This is a genomic window from Tenacibaculum agarivorans, from assembly GCF_001936575.1.
Classification (GTDB): Bacteria; Bacteroidota; Bacteroidia; order Flavobacteriales; family Flavobacteriaceae; genus Polaribacter; species Polaribacter agarivorans.
The window spans coordinates 48585-69523 of record NZ_MSMP01000020.1; the positions used below are offsets into that span (position 1 = coordinate 48585).

Below are 20939 nucleotides of genomic sequence, written 5' to 3' on the forward strand. Positions count from 1 at the left end.
TTAATTTTGTTCATTCTCTAATAATTGTTCTAAAGCAATAAGATCAGGTACTAAAACCTGCCTAGCTTTACTACCTTCAAAAGGTCCAACAATTCCCGCAGCTTCTAATTGATCAATTAATCTACCAGCTCTGTTGTACCCTAATTTTAATTTACGTTGCAATAAAGATGCCGAACCTTGTTGCGCAGTAACAATAACTTCAGCTGCTTCTTTGAACAATTTATCTCTATCTGCAATATTATTATCAATAGTTGTGCCACCTTCTTCACCTACATATTCTGGAAGTAGATGTGCTTCAGGATAAGCACGTTGCGATCCAATAAAATCAGTAATTTTTTCAACTTCAGGTGTGTCAACAAAGGCACACTGGATACGAGTAATATCGTTTCCTCCAGAATATAGCATGTCTCCACGTCCTATTAATTGATCTGCTCCAGGAGCATCTAATATGGTTCTACTATCTATTTTAGAAGTTACTCTAAATGCTATTCTAGAAGGGAAATTTGCTTTTATAATACCTGTAATTACATTTACAGATGGACGCTGTGTTGCCACAATTAAATGAATTCCAATAGCTCTGGCTAACTGAGCTAAACGCGCAATAGGAGTTTCTACTTCTTTTCCTGCCGTCATAATTAAATCTGCAAACTCGTCAATTACCAATACAATATACGGTAAAAATTGATGTCCATTTTCAGGGTTTAATTTTCTAGCCTTAAATTTTGCATTGTATTCTTTAATATTTCGAACCATTGCATTTTTCAATAAATCATAACGATTATCCATTTCAATACATAATGAATTCAGTGTATTGACCACCTTTGATGTATCAGTAATAATCGCTTCTTCACTATCAGGAAGTTTAGCTAAGTAATGACGTTCTATTTTATTGAATAAAGTAAGTTCTACTTTTTTAGGATCGACCAGTACAAATTTAACTTCTGCAGGGTGCTTTCTGTATAGTAAAGAAGTTAGAATTGCATTTAAACCAACCGATTTACCCTGACCTGTTGCCCCAGCCATAAGTAAGTGAGGCATTTTAGCTAAATCTACAACCAAAGTTTCATTAGAAATAGTTTTACCTAAAGCTAAAGGTAATTCCATTGGGCTTTCTTGAAACTTCTTAGAAGTGATTACCGAATGCATAGAAACGATTGTAGCTTTTTTATTCGGGACTTCAATACCTATGGTCCCTTTACCAGGTATTGGCGCGATAATACGAATACCTAGAGCTGATAATGATAAGGCAATATCATCTTCTAAATTCTTAATTTTCGAAATTCGAACTCCTGCTTCAGGAACTATTTCATATAATGTAATTGTAGGTCCAACGGTAGCTTTAATTTGTGCGATACCAATCTTATAATTTTTTAATGTCTCTACAATTTGATTTTTGTTGGCTTCTAATTCATTTGGATCTATAGAAATACTTTCGTTGTATTCTTTTAATAGATTGAAAGTAGGGAACTTATATTGACCTAATTCTAGTGTAGGATCAAATTCACCGAAATCTTGTACCAATTGATCAGAAAGGTTTTGAGTAACACTTTTTTCTTCAGCAACTTTTTCTATGGCAATTTCTACTTCAGTTTTAGAATCAGATATATCTGTTCCTTTATTCTGAGTTGCAGCATAACTATCATTAACAGTAATAGGTGTAGAGGTAACTTCTAAATTAATATTATTATCCTCTTTTGATATACTTGAGTGGTTACTAATGGTAGGCTCTAAATTTTTAACGGAAAGTTCAAAATCAGATTTGGCTTCAGATCCAATCTCGTTCTCATTATTTTGAATTTGATTGTTTGGAGTTTCAGGTGTTGACTCAGATTTTTCAGCTTCAGCTTTAGCAGCCCTTTCTTGTCTATTTTCTTGTCTTCTTTTTAGTAATTCCCCAATACTTTCAGGTGTTATTTTAAATCGAACTACGATATAACTTAATAAAAAGAATATTAGTACTATAGCTAAACCAGTTCTACCAATAAAAGCGCTTAAAAAATCATTCAATTCATAGCCGATAGTACCTGATAATAATGCAAATTTTTGATCAACAAATCCTAAAGCAATAGATACCCAAAGCATATTAAATAGTCCCCAATTCCATCTCGATACCATACTTTGTATACGAGTCTGTAATAAAAAACTAATTCCAGTTAACAGTATTAAAAAAGGTAAAATGAAGGAAGCTAAACCAAAACCGTTGTAGACCAAAACATGACTTAAGCTAGAACCTATTTTTCCTAATAAATTTTTCGCTTTCAATTGTTTGTTCTGAAATTCACCTATAATACTATGGTCTTCTTCCCAAGAAAAGAAAAAAGAGATAAAAGCTACAAACAAAAAGAGTGCGAATAGTACTAAAAAAACACCAATTATAGTTTGTGTTTGTCTATTTTTAAAAAACTCGGATACTTGATTGAAAGTAGGAGTTTTTTCTACTTTTTTTGTTTTTTTTGAAGCTGTTTTTTTTGCCATTTACTAGTAAAAATTTGGACCTGTAAATATAGAAATATTACAATAATAAGCTAGTTATTTTCGGAATGTATATTATACAACCTATAATTATTGAAATTATTGCAGCCATTCCAGCTGCTCCAGCTGCAACATCTTTAATTGTTCCGATTTTATTATGGAACTCAGGATGAATGAAATCAGCTACTTTTTCAACTGCAGTATTTAATGCCTCTGCTACTAATACCAAACCTGATACAGTTAGCTGTATCATCCATTCAGTGGCAGAAATATTAAAAATTATTCCTAAAATAACAGCAAAAAGCCCAATAAATAATTGAGCTTTTATACTATCTTCAGTGGTTGCAAGAATAAAGATTCCTTTTAAGGCATAGTTAATACCTTTTAACCTTCTTTTTACAAAACCATTTTTTGTATCATTCATTATAAAGCTTTTAAAGCTTCAGTATAATTAGGTTCATCAACTATTTCAGGTACTTGCTCAGTGTAAGCTACTTCACCGTTTTCATTAATTACAACAATACAACGAGAGTGTAATGCATTTAATGGACCATTGGTAAACTCTAAACCATAATCTTTACCGAAGTCACCAGTAGCGAAATCTGATAACATTTCAACATTTTCAATACCTTCAGCACCGCAAAAACGTCCTTGAGCAAAAGGCAAATCTCTAGATATACATAATACTTTGGTATTGTCTAATTGTGCTGCTTTTGTATTGAAATTTCTTACCGAGGTAGCACATGTACCTGTATCTACACTAGGAAAAATATTTAAAATAAGTTTTTTCCCTTTATAGTCTTCAAGAGATTTAACAGATAAATCTGTTGCTACTAATTTAAAATCAGGAGCTTTTGAATTGATTGCAGGTAAAGTACCGTTTGTTTGAATTTCGTTTCCTTTTAGAGTTACTGTGGCCATTGGTTTTAATTTTTTATTGTAATCAAAAATAGTCAAAATCTATCAATTTGAAGTATCTTCGTTCACTAATTAGATTGTAAGATTTAACTGGTGAAATTAGCAAACTATACATCTGAATTTACATACAATTGGAAGTTAGCAGCTCCAGTAATGTTGGGTATGTTAGGGCACACATTTGTGAGCTTTATAGATAATATTATGGTAGGACAACTGGGTACTGCAGAATTAGCAGCAGTTTCCTTAGGTAATAGTTTTATGTTTATAGCTATGTCTTTAGGTATAGGTTTTTCTACAGCCATAACTCCATTAATTGCAGAAGCAGATTCATCTGAAAATTTTGATAAAGCAAAGTCTACATTTAAACATGGTCTGTTTTTATGCACCACCTTAGGAATATTAATGTTTCTAATGATTTTCTTCTCAAAACCATTATTGTATTATATGAAGCAGCCTGATGTGGTTGTAGAACTAGCTATGCCGTATCTAAATCTAGTAGCTTTTTCGCTAATTCCTTTAATTGTTTTCCAGGCTTTTAAACAGTTTAGTGATGGAATGTCTATGACTCGTTATCCGATGTATGCTACTATAATTGCCAATGTTGCTAATGTAATATTAAACTATATTTTAATTTTTGGAAAGTTTGGTGTTCCTGAAATGGGAATCATTGGGGCAGCATATGGTACCTTATTATCTCGTATCATCATGGTATTATACTTATGGTGGTTATTAACTCAAAAAGAACGTACAAAACAGTTAGTTACCAATATAAAACTGTTTGTATTAGATAGTCTAATGCTCAAGAAAATTATAAATTTAGGTGCTCCTAGTGCTATGCAAATGTTTTTTGAGGTGGCTATTTTTACAGCTGCGATTTGGTTAAGTGGATTATTAGGAAAAAATCCACAAGCAGCCAATCAAATAGCTTTAAATCTGTCTTCAATGACATTCATGGTAGCTATGGGGTTAAGTGTAGCTGCTATGGTAAGAGTTGGGAATCAAAAAGGATTGCAAAATTATATTGAATTACGAAGAATAGCATTCTCTATTTTCCTATTGGGAGTTTTATTGGCCATTTGTTTCGCTTTGCTTTTCTTTATTTTTCATAAGAGCTTACCTAATATTTATGTGGATTTGAATGATGCAAAAAATTATGAAGATAATATTGAAGTGATTAAAATAGCCTCTACTTTATTAATAGCAGCAGCATTTTTTCAAATTAGTGACAGTATACAAGTAATGGTTTTAGGCGCATTACGTGGGTTACAAGATGTTGCAATTCCGACAGTAATAACTTTTATATCATATTGGTTAATAGGTTTTCCTGTAAGTTATTTCTTAGGAAAAGAAGACGCTTATGGAAGCTTTGGAATTTGGCTAGGACTTTTAGCAGGATTAACTTCTGCTTCAATATTATTATTTTTACGGTTTAATTATCTAACTCAAAAATTGATACAAACAAAACATCATGAACTTACCTAAATTTTTATTAGCAGATAACAGTGATTTTGAAGAAGATATATTTGTATTACATACAGAATATCCAAGATTCTTAATTAACTTAAAAGATGATTCAATAGAATGGTTTGAAGACATTGCTGATGAAAATGAGCAAGAATTAGCCAATGAATTGGAAAGTTTAATAGAACAAGCAAGCACTTTTTACGACAAAGAAATGGAACAATACGAATAAAGAATTCCATAAAACTTAGTATCAGAAAGTTAATATTTATGAATAAATTGATTTAAAATTTACCAAATAAATAGAGATATTATTTATTTGGTACGTTTTAGATTTATGTACAGTTGAAATCAGGAATTTCTATCAGTAAATGAATACTAGACAAAATATTGACTATTAGCATATCACTTGGTTTTATTACCAAGATTTTAATTGAAGTTTCTCTAGAATTTAAGGTTAATTCAGAGAAATTTTTGATTTAATGATATTCATTTTTTATCGTATCATTTTTAAAAAAACATTGCATATTTATTTGTAAAAAATGTTAAGTCTTTATCAGATATTTACTTGATTTGTTTGACTTTATAAAAACTAAACACTCTTCTTTTGTTGGTTTATTCGTAAAATTTTAGGTTTAAATTTGTGTAAAACTTAATTTTTTAGCTATAAAATTACTTTTTTCTTATTTTATTAAAACCCTATATATAATGTTTAAATCAACCAAAATTAACTGCTTATTTTTATTACAAATCATTTTAATTACTATAACAAGTAATGCACAATTAGATTTTGATAATACCCCTTTACCTTCTAGATTAGGGAATATTAATAATTGGAATTTAATAGAAAGTTCTTCTGATGATTTTAATTATTCATTTAATCCTACCAATAATAATGCTGATTTTGGCCCACCAGGCAAATCAGCAAAATGGAATAATTTTTATCATAATGCTTGGGATGGACCAGGTGCAACCAAATGGCAAAGAAACCATGTTGCTGTGTCTGGTGGAAATCTAAATATTTGGGCTAGTAGACGATTTTTTGATGCTGCAAAAACTAACCCTTATACGAAAACCTTTGAGTTTAATGGAGCAAATGTTACACGACCAGAAACTATATCAGGTTGTATAACTTCTAAAACAAGAGTGAAATATCCTGTTTTTGTAGAAGCAGAGTTAAGGGTGATGAATTCTTCTTTAGCAACAGATATCTGGTTATTAAGTCCTGATGATACTCAAGAAATAGATATCATTGAAGCCTATGGAGGAGGTGGAAATGATGGACGAAATAATTTCTTTGCAGAACGAATTCATTTAAGTCATCATGTATTTACAAGATCTCCATTTAGAGATTACCAACCTAGTGATTGGAATAGTTGGTACAGACAAGATGGAGTAAATAAATGGGGCGGACGTAATGTAAGAATTGGAATTTATTGGAAATCTCCAACAGTTTTAGAGTATTATATTGATGGACAATTGGTAAGAGTTTTAGATAATGATGCTATTGCTTCTAGATTACCTAATGGTACTTGGGAGTATACATATCCTGGAGGCGTTACTAGTACAGGAGTAAATGGACAGTTGGTTCGAGAAACGTCAGGTTTTCAGAGTGGTTTTCAAAAAATGACTGTAAGTTCAACATCGAGTAATTTTAATCAAAATAATTTAAATACAGCTAAAAATCAATCAAATATTAGTGTTCTTGATCCTTTCAACTATTTAAGCAATGGCCGTAGATTTACTAAAGAGTTAGATATTATTATTAATGTAGAAGATCAAACTTGGCAAACTGCCGCTAATCGTTCACCTAACAATACAGAAATTCAGAATTTTGACAATAATTTAATGTTGGTAGATTGGATTCGTGTGTATAAACCTAAAAATAATTCTGGAGGAGGAGATAATGATGGTGGAAATAATGGAGGTGGAAATAATAATACGGCTTCAATTCCAGGAACTATTCAAGCTGAAAATTATAACAATATGAATGGAGTTAGAACAGAAAATACAAGTGATGCAGGAGGAGGACAAAATGTAGGGTATATTGATAATGGAGATTGGATGGATTATAATGTAAATGTTGCAACTGCTGGTACATATACGGTTAATTTTAGAGTAGCAGCAAGAACTAACAATATTCTATTTAATGTAAGATCTGGAAATTCAGTGTTAACTTCTGTTAATAGTAGTGCTACCGGTGGATGGCAAAACTGGAAAACAGTATCTGCTACGGTAAATCTTCCTGCTGGTTCACAAACACTAAGAGTACAAGCTACTGGAGGAGGATGGAATATCAATTGGATGCAATTTGTAGGTGGTGGAAACTCTGGCGGTGGAGTATTAACGTGTGCTAACGCTCCTCAGTTTAATGGAAATTCTAACAGTTATTCAACTGGCGATCGAGTGATCAATGGCGGTATATTGTATGAAAAACGAGCTGACGGACAGTGGAATCTTATTGAAAACTGTGGATCAAATAGAGGAGCTATTTCATCATCTACAGCAACAAAAATAGTAGCAACACTTGAGAATGAAAACATATTTTCTATATATCCAAATCCGGTTAGTATCGGAGAGAAAGTAACTATAAAAGGAGTGTATAATGACATCGTTCTTTTTGATTTTTCAGGGAAAGAAATTATAAATAAAGCTACTATTTATAAAGATGAAGTATTAATAGATACTGCTAATCTAGCTGCAGGTATTTACTTTATTCATCTCGATGGTAAAAAGACACATAAATTAATTGTGAAGTAAGATGTGGAGTTAAAAGATTGGTTTAGATAATTTAACTAAGCCAATCTTTTTTTATTTGATTACAAGTTTCTTGGGCTCTCCGTATAGCGCCTTCCATATATCCGCCATAAACTTTTGAGGTTTCTGTGCCAGATATATATAGTTTATTATCCATAAAAAGATTTTGATATATCTCATGACCATTATTTTGATGAGGGAAAATAAATTTATGATCAGCTATGGTGGTTAATGATTCTTTTCGCCATACCTTCTCTTCATAAGAAATATATGCTAAAGCTTTTTCTCCAAAGAATTTTTGCAATTGAGTAACTACTTTTTCTTCTCTTTGTTGATGATTTAATTCAGCTAAAGCTCCATTCAAAAATCCCATTAGGGCAAATTTATCTTCTTGTATAGTACAATGATCGTATAATTCTGTAAAAGGTCCGACGTTACTAAATCCAACACCAGAAAGTCCCTCTTTTCTCCAAAAAGGAGAGGAATATATTACAGCAAATTTTATTGAATCTTTCATCCAGGTGTGAGTTTCATTGGCTGTATTGACTAGATCTTTAGATAATTCAGGAATAAATTTTACAGAATTTACTAACAATCTAGGAGGGATAGTTGAAATCACACCATCAGCAATAAACTCATTGGTCTCTGTTTTTACAAATAATTTTGTTTGTTGGTCTTGTATTTCATGTACTTTTTCATTTAAAAGAATGAAATCATGGCCAATGTTATCAGCTAGTTTTTCAATAAGTGCAGAAGTACCATTGGCTATTCTATAGCTAATTTCTTGATTTGGAGGTAGATTAAATCGTTGTGGAGGATGTGCACTCATTGCTTCAAACAATGCATCACCGTCCATTTTTTGTTCAAACAATTCGATGTCTAATTCATTACATAATTTGATTAAACCCGTATTGTATTTCCATAACCAAGTAGCGCCGAGTTCCACAGGAGTTTTGTGGTTAACTTTTGTGAAAATACGTCCACCAATTCTAGAATTAGCCTCTAGTATTTGTACTGAAGCTCCTTGTTTTTTCAATAAATACCCTGTAACTAAGCCAGATAATCCAGCACCAATAATGATTATTTTTTTGTCCATATTTGAAAAATAGAAAACGCCATTCCGAAACTTTTAAATTATAAAACTTCCCCCAAATTAAAGTTTTTCGAAATGACGTTTACAAATTACTAATCTATAATATGTGTGCCATGGGTTACGGCTGCACCTGCTCTTAATGCAGCAGCTACAAAAGTAACTTCAGCGATTTCTTCTTGAGTTGCACCAGCTTTTTTTGCTTTTTCTTTATGAATTTCAAGACAGTAAACACACTGTGTAGTTAATGCAACACCTAATGCAATAAGTTCTTTATACTTTGCAGGTATAGCGCCATCTTCCATGGCAACTTTATCAAATTGTTGAAAAGCATCCATAGATTTTGGAGCTTTTTTCCCTAAACTTCCTAGTTTAGAAAAAAGTTCTTTTATAGTTAAATGCATATGATATTGAAATTAATTTCTACCAGCAATTACTCCACCGTCTACATCCCAAACTGCACCTGTAACCCATGAAGATTTATCAGATAATAAGAAAGTGATACTATTGGCAACATCATCTGCTAAACCATTTCTTCCGATAGGATGAAATGCATTAAATCCTTCTAATGCTTCATCAGCAGCATCTTTACTACCAAATACGCCATGATAAACAGGTGTCTGAACTACGGCTGGAGATACAGCATTTACTCTAATATTATAATCGGCTAATTCCATAGCTAAATGCTGAGTTAAAGAATGTAAACCTGCTTTTTGCATTGAATAAGCTGAAGATGGAGTAGCTTTAACAGCTTGTTTAGCCCACATAGAACCAACATTAACAATTGATCCACCACTAGTATCTTTCATTTTTTTAGCTGCAGCTTGTGTGATAAAAAAGAAACCTCTATTTAAATCTAAATACGAATCATAATCTTCTACAGTATGATCTAAGAAAGGCTTTGGACCAAAAATACCAGAAGCATTTACTAAATAATCTACATTCTCTAAACCTTCTATAGTATTTACAAATGCAGCAACTGATGATTTATCGGTAATATCTACACGATGTTTTACTAAATTATTTTGATCTTGAACTTTATCAATGCTTCTACCTACAATGTGTACAGTTGCACCTTCATTTAAAAGTTGTTGTGTTGTTGCGTATCCAATTCCACTTGTTCCACCTACTATTACGGCTACTTTGTTGTTAAAATTTCCCATGTTATTTAAATTTAATTATTAATGAACAGACAAGTCTGTCTTTGTTGTCGTAAAATTTTTTAAATTATTTTTTCACATATACTTTTAGCTTGTGCTATTGGCCAATCTTCTTGGTGTAAATGACTTTCAGCTACAGCACTTTCATACAATAGATAAATCTGTTTAGCTAAATTTTCAGATTCAGCTTCAGATAAAATACCTAAGTTTTCTCGAATTAATTCTGCTATAAAAGTAATTAATTGATGTTTTTGATTTTGAATTTCATTACGGATTCTTTCATTATCCTTAGGAATTTCAGAAACAGTTTTTATACACCAGCAACCATTAAAGTCTTTTTCCTTAAAGAATAAACTTAAAAAATCAAATACAGCTAATACTTGCTTTTCGCCTTCTTCTTTAGAAGTACAGAAAGCTTTAATGTCATGTGAAAATTTATTGTGTTTGTGTTGTAAATAAGCCAAACATATATCTTCTTTTGATTTAAAATGATTGTATAACGTAGCTTTAGCAATTCCTGACTCTGAAATAATCTCATTTATTCCAGTAGAGTTATATCCATTTCTATAGAAAAGGGTAGAAGCTGTTGCTATAATATGTTGTCTTACATTTCGTTTCACAATGCAAATATATAAAAAAATAGACAGACTTGTCTATTTTTGGAAATAAAATGGAATTTTCCATGAATTTCCGTTTCCTTTTGCTACAGTTAAACTGTTTTTTCCTGGTTTAAGATTATTATTTACAATATATCCCACAACCCCAAATTGATCCGTTCTCTGGTGGATGTATCGTAAAAATTCAACATCTATAGGTTGCTCATTAACCTTAATTTTTACATACTCTTTATAACAATATAATAATCGTTCATCTTCTTGCTGTTCAGTTGCATCCTTTAGATTATGATCACAAATTTTTATTCTTTGTTTTCTTTCATGACTATATAAAGGAATAAAAACTTTGATAGTGTTTGAATTGATAATATCTGACTTAATCTCTGGAGTTAACAAATATAGATTTTCATCATTATTGATTTCATAAAAACTAGATTCTACTTTTGTTTTGCTGAAATATTTTTTAGAGTTAATTAAGTAAGGGATATTGGTTTGTCCCATTTGGAATAAAGCGACAAAGGCTCCGCTAGAAACGAAAATTATCATTAAGTAAGATAATCGTTTCTTTTTTTTAAAATTGGACGTAAATATCATGCTTACTTGAAGAATAGCTTTATATAATGGACCAAAAAGAATCATTGAACTGATCTTATTTAATTGAAACGATCTATTTTGAAGTTCCTCTTTTTCATGATTCATTTTTAAATTGGCATATATAGACAATCCAGATTGTAAGAACACCATAGATAGTAAAAAGATGAGAGGTATTAATAGTACCATAGGCGGTACAATAGATGATAATAAATTAAACAGGATGATATAAATGGTTGCTATTAATGCAAAGTTTGAATAAATTAATAGAAACGTAAATGCTGCTGAAAAGATTACGCTACATAACTCATCTACTTTTTCTATTGAATCTTTTAATTTGGGTAGAATGGAAAGAATTTTTTCAGTATAAATTTTAGAATACGCACTATCTTCTATACTATAATCTGGGAAAACAGAATTTAGTCCTACAAGCCCAATCCAATACGCTCTTAAAAAGAAATGTATGACAAACATAGATGCTAGTATACTAATAGCAAAGAGACCAAAAAATACAACTGCATAAGCAGTTAAATATAGATTGGGATCTAATATGTCTATGAATTTATTTGTTAACCAATCAATTACTCCGAATAATTTAAAAGTACCGAAAATAGCCACTGCAGAAACTAATAATTCAGCTTCCCAACTTTCATCTTTTAATCGTTGTAACCACTGTTTAGAAGTAGTAGTAGTTGATTTTTCCATAACTTATATAGTTGAAATTGCTACTAATATATAGTTTTAGAAAGAAATCAATAACTTTTGATATTATTTACTTTTAGCTTTTTCTACTAATTCTATTTTTTCAATAGAAGTTTTAGTGGTAAAAAGACCGTAATTAATAAACGCGTTCTTTTTTTCAATTTTATCAATAGTTCCTACAGAATTTCCATCAATTAAACGAACACGATCTCCAACTTTATATACATATTCAGCTCTGGCTTTAGCTTCTTTTTTAGCTTCCTCTTTCTTTTCTTTTCGAACTTCTACTACTTTTTTTAGTACCTCTTGTTCTACTTTTTGAATCGCTTGTTTTTGCTTCGCTTCAGTTTCTTTCTCCTTAGCTTTTTCTTGTTTTGTTTTCTTTTTAGGAGGGTTCTTTTTGGTAAACTTGGTTTTTTCTGAAGCAACCCATTTGAAGAAATTAGCTGAAAGTTCCTTTTTATTATTAGTTTGGAAGTATTTATTTAATAATTCATTAAGTCTTCTTCCTAATGATAACATACGTTGATTATTATCATAAAGTTCCTGGAAACCTTCTAATTTCTCTTGAATGCGTTGTTCTTTCTCCTGTAAACTTTCAATGTGTTCTTGTCCTTTAGATTTTTGTTTTTCTAAATTATCGGATGTTTTTTGAAGTCTATTTCTTTCTTTCTGAAGCTTAGATATGGTTTTATCTAAACGAACTTTTTCACTTTCAACACGTTTTTTAGCTCTATTGATTAAACTATAAGGAATACCATTTTTTTGAGCAACTTCAAAGGTGAAAGAACTACCAGCTTGACCTATAAATAGTTTATACATAGGTTCTAATGTGCGCTCATTAAATTGCATATTTGCATTGGTAACATTTTCTAATTCATTGGCTAATACTTTCAAGTTAGCATAGTGCGTAGTGATAATTCCGAAAGATTTTTTCTGGTAGAATTCTTCTAGGAAAATTTCAGCTAAAGCGCCACCCAATTCAGGATCTGAACCTGTTCCGAATTCATCAATTAAAAATAATGTATTATCGTTACATTTTCTAAGGAAATAACGCATATTCTTTAAACGATAGCTATAGGTACTTAATTGATTTTCTATAGATTGATTATCGCCAATATCGGTTAAAATCGTTCCAAAAATGCAAGTTTCACTACGTTCATGTACAGGTATTAGTAATCCACTTTGCAACATTACTTGTAATAAACCTATTGTTTTTAATGTGATACTTTTTCCTCCAGCATTAGGCCCAGAAATAACAATAATTTGTTGTTTTTCATTAAGCTCAAGAGTTTGTGAAATGGTATTAACGCCTTGTACTTTATTTTTTCTCCACAAAACAGGATGATACGCATCTCTTAGATATACTTTTCTAGTAGAAGAAATTTTAGGTAACAAGCCATTAATTTCTCTTGCATATTTTGCTTTTGAAGCAATTACATCTAAATGTGTCAAAAAGGTTAAATATGCTTCCAATAAAGGTGTAAAAGGTCGTATTTCTTCAGCAAGAGTACGAAGTATTTTTACAACTTCTTGTTTTTCTTCATATAGTAAATTTTGTAGTTCTCTACTGTAAGATAGCGTAGCTTGTGGAGCTATATAAACAATGTTTCCAGATTTAGATGATCCTAATAAACTACCTTTTACCTTTCTTCTATGCATAGCGATAACTGCTAACACACGTTGATTATCAATAATAGTTTCTTTAATATCATCCAAATAACCATTAGAAATACTACTACTTAAAGCTTTAGAAAAACTTTCTGATATTTTACCTCTAACATGATTAATATCTTTTCTTAGTTGTTTCAAAGTAGGAGAGGCATTATTTACAATTTCTCCATGAGGTAAAATTATTTTTTGAATAGCGTCAGAAACATGAGTGGTGTACTCAATTTCATCACTAAGCAGGAAAAGGCTAGGGTAGTAGTCTTTAAACTTTTTTAAGAATTTCTTTTGTTCATTAACTGTAGAAGTTACTGTGGCTATTTTTAAAAAAGATTCAGGTTCTAAGTAGCTATTTTCAATAGCTAAACGCTTAATATATTCGGTAATATTATCAAAACCATGATTTGGAATTCTATTTTCATTTTCAAAAGAGCTTAAATACTCATTAACCAATTGCAATTCAAAAAGTAATTCTTCTTGAGTTTGAATTGGGGTAATTTTTAAAACGTTTTCTTTCCCTAATGAGGTAATACTGAATTCTGATACTTGTTGTAAAACCGTATTGAATTCTAAATCTTGCAATGTTTTTTCTGAAATATTATGTTTCAAATTTCCTATTTTTGGATCAACAAAAATAATAAGAATGCAAGTAAATATAGCGGAAAGCTGGAAACATATTTTACAAGAGGAATTCGATAAGCCTTATTTTATAGAATTAGCAAACTTTGTAAAGAGTGAATATCAAAATTATACCTGTTATCCTAAAGGTTCTGCTATTTTTTCTGCGTTTGATTATTGTGAATTTAATGATGTAAAAGTGGTAATTATTGGTCAAGATCCATACCATGGAGTTGGGCAGGCTAATGGATTGTGTTTTTCCGTTCATGATGGAATAGCGCATCCACCATCTTTGATTAATATTTTTAAAGAAATAGAAACAGACGTTACTATTCCGTATCCCAAATCAGGAGACTTGTCTAGATGGGCGCAGCAAGGAGTGTTATTATTAAATGCTACGTTAACGGTTAGGGCTCATGAAGCTGGAAGTCATCAGAATAAAGGATGGGAACAATTTACGGATGCCGTAATTAGTAAAATATCGGAACATAAAAAAGATGTAGTTTTTTTATTATGGGGAGGTTATGCGAAAAAGAAGGGACGTAAAATAGATACTAGTAAACACACAGTATTACAATCAGGACATCCATCACCTTTAAGTGCTAATCGCGGATATTGGTTTGGAAATAAGCATTTTTCTCAAACTAATAGTATTTTAGAAGAAAAGAATATAACTCCTATACAATGGTAAAATGGGAAAGGAGTCAATTAAAATTAATGATATAAACATATCGAAATCGGATTTCTCCAAAGCTTTATATAAAAGCAAAATAGAGGCTGTTGTTTTTATCCGAAAAAATACAGGTGTGAGCTTAAAAGAAGCTAAGGATATTGTTGACGCTTTAGAAAAAGATGTAAACTATTTTGATCATAAAGAGTTTCAAAGCTCAATTGATCAGCAGAAATATAAATTTAATCATTCTTCTAAGAAGAAAGGAACTCATTTTATTTCAAATAAAACCAAACCTACTAAGACACTATTTTTGTTACTAGTGGTAATTATCATATTAGGTATTTTGTATTACATGAAAAAGTAATTTTACATCATAGAGATTTCAGGTAATAAAGTTTCATTATAGTAAGGTAGTGTTATAGCGTCTAAAATATCTTCTGTAACATCAGGATAATTGACTTCTATAATTTTATCAGATTTCAACCATTTTTCAATTTTAGGCAACTGTTTTTTACTTAATTTCTTCAATACAGGTACTCCCATTTCTTTTAAAGCTAATGCATTACATTGTTGCTCGTATTGATTTTTCATAGGAATTACCATTAGTTTCTTTTTAAGATATAAGGCTTCGGCTGGAGTTTCAAAACCAGCCCCACAAAGTATACCATTAGCAGTAGCTATACTTTTAATAAACTCTTTACCATCAATTGGTCTGATAATTATATTATTGTGGAGTTGAAATTGATTAGTGTGTTTAGAAAAAATCTCCCATTTTACGGTTTTAAACTTAGATAAAATTTTGATAAGCTTCTTGTCACCATATGCAGGTAAATATACCGTATAATGTCCTTTTTTAGAGATGTTTTGGTATCTAATTTCTTTTCTTATAATTGGAAGAAAAGTAGCAGAAGAATAGGTTTTAAAATGAAAACCAAATTTGATTTTAGCAGGAGCATAATATTTTAATATCAGCTTCTCTAACATTAGCTTATGTCCATATTTTGGTGCATTTTCATCTGCAACTGCATTTTGATGGCTTAATGAAATTATAGGTATATTTCTTAATTTACAAGCCCAAGCAGAAACAGGTTCAAAATCATTGATGACTAAATCGTAGTCTTGTACAGGTAGAGATTTAATTTCTCTCCAAAGATTATTGAACTTAGATTTTTTTAAAGTTTTCCATATATCAACACCACCTTTTATACCAAAAATAAAACTTAAGCCGTACAATTTATATTGTACTTCAAAAGGAAATTTTAATTCACATTGATAACCACTGACTAAAATATCAACTTCTGCTCTTTTTTGTAAATGTGGAACTACTTCTAAAGCTCTACTGGCGTGTCCATTGCCTGTACCTTGGATTGCGTATAAAATTTTCATAATTATTTAGAAAATTTTTGAATGTTAAACTCTTCTAATAAACCTTCAAAAAGCTGACTGTTACTTTGCTCAGCTCGTATTAATTCTATATCAGCTACTTCAATATTTTTTGGTAATTTTTTAGCTAATTCATCTTTTTCATACTCATATAATTTCCATTCCTTGTCATTATATTCCAGAGCGGTTAAGTTTTCAATCCAATCACCTGAATTTAGGTATACTGTTTCACCCTTTTCATTTTGAATAACACGCATTTCTGGTTGATGAATGTGCCCACAAACTACATAATGGTATTCATTATCAATAGCTATTTCTGCAGCAGTAGTTTCAAAATTATTAATAAATTTCACAGCACTTTTTACACCATTTTTTATTTTTTTACTGAAAGATAATCTATTATAGCCTAGTGTTTCACTGATCCAATTTACAGCGGTATTAAGCATAATTAAAGAATCATAACCAACACTACCTAATTTAGCAAGCCATTTAGAGTGTTGCATGGTAACATCAAAAACATCACCATGGAAAAACCATCCCTTTTTACCATCTATATCTAGTACTACTTTGTTTACAATTTCGAAGCTACCTAATCTAAATCCTTTAAATTTTCTTAGCATTTCATCATGATTTCCAGTAATGTAATATACTTTAGCACCTGAAGTAATAAAATTCATGATTTGACGAATAACTTTCATGTGTGCTTTGGGGAAATATCGCTTTTTGAATTGCCATATATCTATAATATCACCGTTTAAGATTAAAGTTTTTGGGTTAATTGTTTTTAAATAGTTATGTAATTCAGCAGCTCTGCATCCAAAAGTTCCTAAATGTACATCTGAAATTACAACGATATCTAATTTACGTCTTTTACTTTTCTTCATTTTAAAGTGATATATAAGCTTTCCCCTAAGAAAGTTCTAGAATTGGTTAATTAATTTTTACCAAATTATACATTACGTATATTTTTTTGGTAAAACTTTGATTAATTGTTTGTTAGATGAAGTTGAACATTATATGAATTTTGTAAATTTTGTGTAAACAAAAAAGCTCAGGAGAAAACCCCTGAGCTTTTTTTATTGTGAAAAATAGTATTTTAATTATTGTGTAATACCCAACTTCCTTGTTCTAGTAAAGGAATAGCTTGTTTGTATTTTACTACTTTTTCTTCACCACTCATTACATTTTTAATAGTTACACGTTCATTACGACCAATTTTAGGTTGTTCTCTAACTATTGTTTCCACAGCTTGTGGTTGCTCTTGTGTTTGTTGTTGACGAGCATTATTAAAAGCTTGTTGCGTAGAGTTTTGAACTTCGTCTTTACGCAAGTCTAACTTTTCTCTTTGCTGTTCTCTAGCTTCAGAAATTTGAGATTCATCTTCAGTAGGTAATTTCCCTTTAAATAAGAAAGATAACACTTCCTTATTTACTTTATCAATTGTCTCTTGGAATAATTCAAAAGCTTCAAATTTATAGACTAATAATGGATCTTTTTGTTCATATGTTGCGTTTTGAACTGTTTGCTTTAATTCATCCATTTTACGTAGATGATCTTTCCAATTTTCATCGATAATAGCCAGAGTGATGTTTTTTTCAAAGTCATTAACTAAAGATTTACCTTCGGTTTCATAAGCTTCTTTTAAATTGGTAACAACACGTAAGGTTTTAGTACCATCAGTAAAAGGAACTACAATACGCTCATAACGATCCCCTTCATTTTCAAATACATTTTTAATTACTGGGTATACTTGAGTCGCGTTACGTTCAGTGTCGTTCTTGTAATTGCTAGTAACTATTTCGTATAATTCATCAATTAACTCTTGTTCTGGCTTGTTGTTGAAATCTTCTTCAGAAAAAGGAGATGTCATAGAAGAGAAACGAATCAATTCGAATTCAAAGTTTTGAAAATTCTTTGCAGCCTTATTTTGACGTACTACTGCATCACATGTATCATAAATCATGTTAGCAATATCTATTTGTAAACGCTTTCCATCTAAAGCGTGACGACGACGTTTGTAAACAAACTCACGTTGCGCATTCATTACATCATCATATTCCAACAAACGCTTACGAATACCAAAGTTATTTTCTTCTACCTTTTTCTGTGCTCTTTCGATAGACTTGGTTACCATTCTATCTTGAATCACTTCTCCTTCTTTTAATCCTAACCTGTCCATTACTTTAGCAATACGATCAGAACCAAATAAACGCATTAAATTATCATCAAGTGCCACAAAGAATTGAGAAGAACCTACATCTCCCTGACGACCAGCACGACCACGTAACTGACGATCTACACGTCTTGAATCATGACGTTCAGTACCAATAATGGCTAATCCTCCTGCAGCTTTTACTTCATCAGTAAGTTTAATATCTGTACCACGTCCTGCCATGTTAGTTGCAATAGTTACTTGGCCAGGTTTACCAGCTTCAGCAACAACATCAGCTTCTTTTTTATGTAGTTTCGCATTTAAAATATTATGCGGTATTTTACGCATTTTAAGCATTCTACCTAGTAGCTCAGAGATTTCTACTGAAGTTGTACCTACTAATACAGGTCTATTTTCATTTACAAGTTTTACAATTTCTTCAATAACGGCATTGTATTTTTCTCTTGTAGTTTTATATAATAAATCTTCTCTATCGTCTCTTGCAATAGGCTTATTCGTAGGAATTTCTATAACATCTAGCTTATATATTTCCCAGAATTCACCAGCTTCAGTAATTGCAGTACCCGTCATACCAGATAACTTACGGTACATTCTAAAGTAGTTCTGTAAAGTTACTGTAGCAAAAGTTTGTGTAGCGTCTTCAATTTTTACATTCTCTTTAGCTTCAATAGCTTGGTGTAAACCATCAGAATAACGACGGCCATCCATAATACGACCAGTTTGCTCGTCTACAATCATTACTTTATTGTCAACAACAACATATTCAACATCTTTTTCAAATAAAGTATAGGCTTTCAATAATTGATTCATGGTGTGAATTCGTTCACTCTTCACACTAAAATCTCTGTATAACTCTTCTTTTAATTCTGCTTTTTGTTCAGGGGTGCTATCAGCACTTTCAATTTCAGCAATTTTTATACTAATATCTGGTAATACAAAGAATGTACTATTTTGTGTTTTTTCAGATAAATGACCAACTCCTTTATCTGTCAAATTGATTTGGTTATTTTTCTCTTCAATAGTAAACCATAATTCAGCGTCTACTTCAGGCATTAGTTTGTTATTATCCTGCATGTAGAAGTTTTCTGTCTTTTGAAGTATTTGTCGAATACCTTCTTGAGATAAGTATTTGATTAATGCTTTGTTTTTAGGAAGCCCTCTGTATACTCTCAATAATAAGAAACCTCCTTCTTTAGTATCACCTTCTTTTAGTAATTTTTTAGCTTCAGCTAAAACACCAACTAAATATTTACTTTGTAATCCTACTAAATCAGAAACTAATGGTTTTAACTCGTTAAATTCATGAATATCACCTTGTGGTATTGGACCCGAAATGATTAGAGGAGTACGTGCATCATCAATCAATACAGAGTCTACCTCATCAATAATAGCATAGTTTGGAGCACGTTGTACCAAATCTTCTTTAGAAGAAGCCATATTATCACGTAAATAATCAAAACCAAATTCGTTGTTAGTTCCGTAAGTAATGTCAGCGTTATACGCTTTTCTTCTGGCTTCTGAGTTAGGTTGATGATAATCAATACAATCTGTTGATAAACCATGGAATTCAAAGATAGGAGCCATCCATGCACGGTCACGTTTTGCTAAGTAGTCATTTACAGTAACCACATGAACTCCTTTTCCACTAAGAGCATTCAAGTATACAGGAAGCGTAGATACTAATGTTTTACCTTCTCCTGTCATCATCTCGGCAATTTTACCTTCGTGTAAAACAGATCCACCAATCAATTGTACGTCGTAATGAATCATATCCCAAGTAACCTCTTTTCCTGAAGCATCCCAAGTATTAGCCCAAATAGCTTTATCATTTTCTAGGGTTACATGTTCTTTACTACCAGATAATTCTCTATCAAAAGGAGTTGCAGTAACTTCAATAGCATTGTTTGTTGCAAAACGTTTAGCAGTTTCTTTAACTACAGCAAATGCTTCCGACATGATTTCTTTTAAAATATTTTCAGAGGCTTCGTATGCTTCATCTTTTAATTTATCTATTTCGGTGTAAATTTCTTCCTGTCTATCAATTTCTGCAGTTTTAGCTTCTTCTTCTAGTTGAATGATTTGATCTTCAAAAGTTTGAGTAGCACCACTTATTTTTGACTTAAACTCAGCAGTTTTTGCTCTTAATTCATCATGGCTAAGTTTAGCGATAGCATCTTCAAAAGCCTTAATGTTATCGATGATAGGTTGTAGTTTCTTTAAATCTTTCTGTTGTTTATCACCTACAAATATTTTTATAATTGAGTTTAAAATGCTCATTATCTGTGTGTTTTATAAGAAGTTTTACTTCGTTAATTGTTGGTTTGTACTTACTTAAAGGTAAGCAAAAAAAAAGCCTCGAATGAGACTTTTATGTTTATATGGTTATGTATTAATATTCATCTTCGTTCCAAAGATAATCTTCTTCGGTTGGATAGTCTGGCCATATCTCAATGATAGAATCGTAAACCTCACCTTCGTCTTCAATGTCTTGTAGGTTTTCCACCACTTCTAACGGTGCACCAGTACGAATAGCGTAATCAATCAATTCGTCTTTTGTTGCGGGCCATGGAGCATCTGCTAAATATGATGCTAATTCAAGTGTCCAGTACATTTCTTAATCTGTTTTTGTGTTCTGCAAAAATAAAATTTAAACTTAAAA

The 20939-nt window shown here is 31.2% G+C and carries 18 protein-coding genes; 5 read left to right on the top strand and 13 right to left on the bottom strand.

Going from position 1 to position 20939, the window contains the following annotated elements:
- The 3 genes from BVC87_RS15130 to tpx are packed head-to-tail and all read right to left on the bottom strand — an operon-like array spanning nucleotide 1 to nucleotide 3393.
- The gene (locus BVC87_RS15130) at nucleotides 1–2475 is read right to left on the bottom strand and encodes an FtsK/SpoIIIE family DNA translocase (RefSeq protein WP_075343234.1); all 2475 of its coding nucleotides are present in this window, start codon (nucleotides 2473–2475) and stop codon (nucleotides 1–3) included.
- Nucleotides 2476–2512: 37 nt separating this feature from the next.
- Nucleotides 2513–2896, bottom strand: coding sequence for a diacylglycerol kinase family protein (locus BVC87_RS15135; protein ID WP_075343235.1), 384 nt, complete (start codon nucleotides 2894–2896; stop codon nucleotides 2513–2515).
- Entirely contained in the window at nucleotides 2896–3393 is a 498-nt protein-coding gene (tpx, locus tag BVC87_RS15140; RefSeq protein ID WP_075343236.1) for a thiol peroxidase, read from the bottom strand. Before tpx ends, BVC87_RS15135 begins: the two co-directional genes overlap by 1 nt.
- A gap of 90 nt (nucleotides 3394–3483) precedes the next feature.
- Here tpx and BVC87_RS15145 point away from each other — a divergent pair, with 90 nt between their 5' ends.
- From BVC87_RS15145 to BVC87_RS15155, 3 genes are all read left to right on the top strand, one after another.
- Nucleotides 3484–4872 carry an MATE family efflux transporter gene (locus BVC87_RS15145; RefSeq protein ID WP_075343237.1) on the top strand — a complete coding sequence of 463 codons (1389 nt, stop codon included), beginning with the start codon at nucleotides 3484–3486 and terminating at the stop codon, nucleotides 4870–4872.
- Nucleotides 4859–5083, top strand: coding sequence for a hypothetical protein (locus BVC87_RS15150; protein WP_075343238.1), 225 nt, complete (start codon nucleotides 4859–4861; stop codon nucleotides 5081–5083). Before BVC87_RS15145 ends, BVC87_RS15150 begins: the two co-directional genes overlap by 14 nt.
- A gap of 476 nt (nucleotides 5084–5559) precedes the next feature.
- Nucleotides 5560–7611, top strand: a complete 2052-nt coding sequence (locus BVC87_RS15155) for a carbohydrate-binding protein (protein ID WP_075343239.1) — start codon at nucleotides 5560–5562, stop codon at nucleotides 7609–7611.
- A gap of 31 nt (nucleotides 7612–7642) precedes the next feature.
- Here BVC87_RS15155 and BVC87_RS15160 read toward each other — a convergent pair whose 3' ends face one another.
- From BVC87_RS15160 to BVC87_RS15185, 6 genes are all read right to left on the bottom strand, one after another.
- Complete coding sequence (locus BVC87_RS15160; protein ID WP_075343240.1) at nucleotides 7643–8704, bottom strand: flavin monoamine oxidase family protein; 1062 nt, start codon at nucleotides 8702–8704, stop codon at nucleotides 7643–7645.
- 89 nt (nucleotides 8705–8793) lie between these two features.
- A complete protein-coding gene (locus tag BVC87_RS15165; RefSeq protein ID WP_075343241.1) occupies nucleotides 8794–9102 on the bottom strand; it encodes a carboxymuconolactone decarboxylase family protein in 309 nt (102 codons plus the stop codon).
- A gap of 12 nt (nucleotides 9103–9114) precedes the next feature.
- Nucleotides 9115–9861 (bottom strand): SDR family NAD(P)-dependent oxidoreductase, encoded by a 747-nt coding sequence (locus tag BVC87_RS15170; RefSeq protein WP_075343242.1) that lies wholly within the window; start codon nucleotides 9859–9861, stop codon nucleotides 9115–9117.
- Nucleotides 9862–9920: 59 nt separating this feature from the next.
- Nucleotides 9921–10478 (bottom strand): TetR/AcrR family transcriptional regulator, encoded by a 558-nt coding sequence (locus BVC87_RS15175; RefSeq protein WP_234974682.1) that lies wholly within the window; start codon nucleotides 10476–10478, stop codon nucleotides 9921–9923.
- A gap of 33 nt (nucleotides 10479–10511) precedes the next feature.
- Nucleotides 10512–11768, bottom strand: a complete 1257-nt coding sequence (locus BVC87_RS15180) for a 6TM ABC transporter family protein (protein ID WP_075343244.1) — start codon at nucleotides 11766–11768, stop codon at nucleotides 10512–10514.
- Between the two features lie 63 nt (nucleotides 11769–11831).
- Nucleotides 11832–14042 carry an endonuclease MutS2 gene (locus BVC87_RS15185; RefSeq protein ID WP_075343245.1) on the bottom strand — a complete coding sequence of 737 codons (2211 nt, stop codon included), beginning with the start codon at nucleotides 14040–14042 and terminating at the stop codon, nucleotides 11832–11834.
- 34 nt (nucleotides 14043–14076) lie between these two features.
- Here BVC87_RS15185 and BVC87_RS15190 point away from each other — a divergent pair, with 34 nt between their 5' ends.
- Entirely contained in the window at nucleotides 14077–14742 is a 666-nt protein-coding gene (locus BVC87_RS15190; protein WP_075343279.1) for a uracil-DNA glycosylase, read from the top strand.
- Nucleotide 14743: 1 nt separating this feature from the next.
- On the top strand, nucleotides 14744–15088 hold the full coding sequence (locus tag BVC87_RS15195) for a ribosomal L7/L12 family protein (protein WP_075343246.1): 345 nt from the start codon (nucleotides 14744–14746) through the stop codon (nucleotides 15086–15088).
- Between the two features lie 2 nt (nucleotides 15089–15090).
- On the opposite strand, the gene BVC87_RS15200 is transcribed toward BVC87_RS15195, so the two are convergent.
- From BVC87_RS15200 to BVC87_RS15215, 4 genes are all read right to left on the bottom strand, one after another.
- Nucleotides 15091–16110: a glycosyltransferase family protein gene (locus BVC87_RS15200; protein ID WP_075343247.1), complete on the bottom strand. Its 1020-nt coding sequence runs from the start codon at nucleotides 16108–16110 to the stop codon at nucleotides 15091–15093.
- Nucleotides 16111–16112: 2 nt separating this feature from the next.
- Nucleotides 16113–16991, bottom strand: coding sequence for a UDP-2,3-diacylglucosamine diphosphatase (locus BVC87_RS15205; RefSeq protein ID WP_075343248.1), 879 nt, complete (start codon nucleotides 16989–16991; stop codon nucleotides 16113–16115).
- A gap of 212 nt (nucleotides 16992–17203) precedes the next feature.
- Complete coding sequence (gene secA, locus BVC87_RS15210) at nucleotides 17204–20557, bottom strand: preprotein translocase subunit SecA (RefSeq protein ID WP_075343249.1); 3354 nt, start codon at nucleotides 20555–20557, stop codon at nucleotides 17204–17206.
- Between the two features lie 112 nt (nucleotides 20558–20669).
- The gene (locus BVC87_RS15215) at nucleotides 20670–20891 is read right to left on the bottom strand and encodes a DUF2795 domain-containing protein (protein WP_075343250.1); all 222 of its coding nucleotides are present in this window, start codon (nucleotides 20889–20891) and stop codon (nucleotides 20670–20672) included.
- Between the last annotated feature and the right edge of the window lie 48 nt (nucleotides 20892–20939).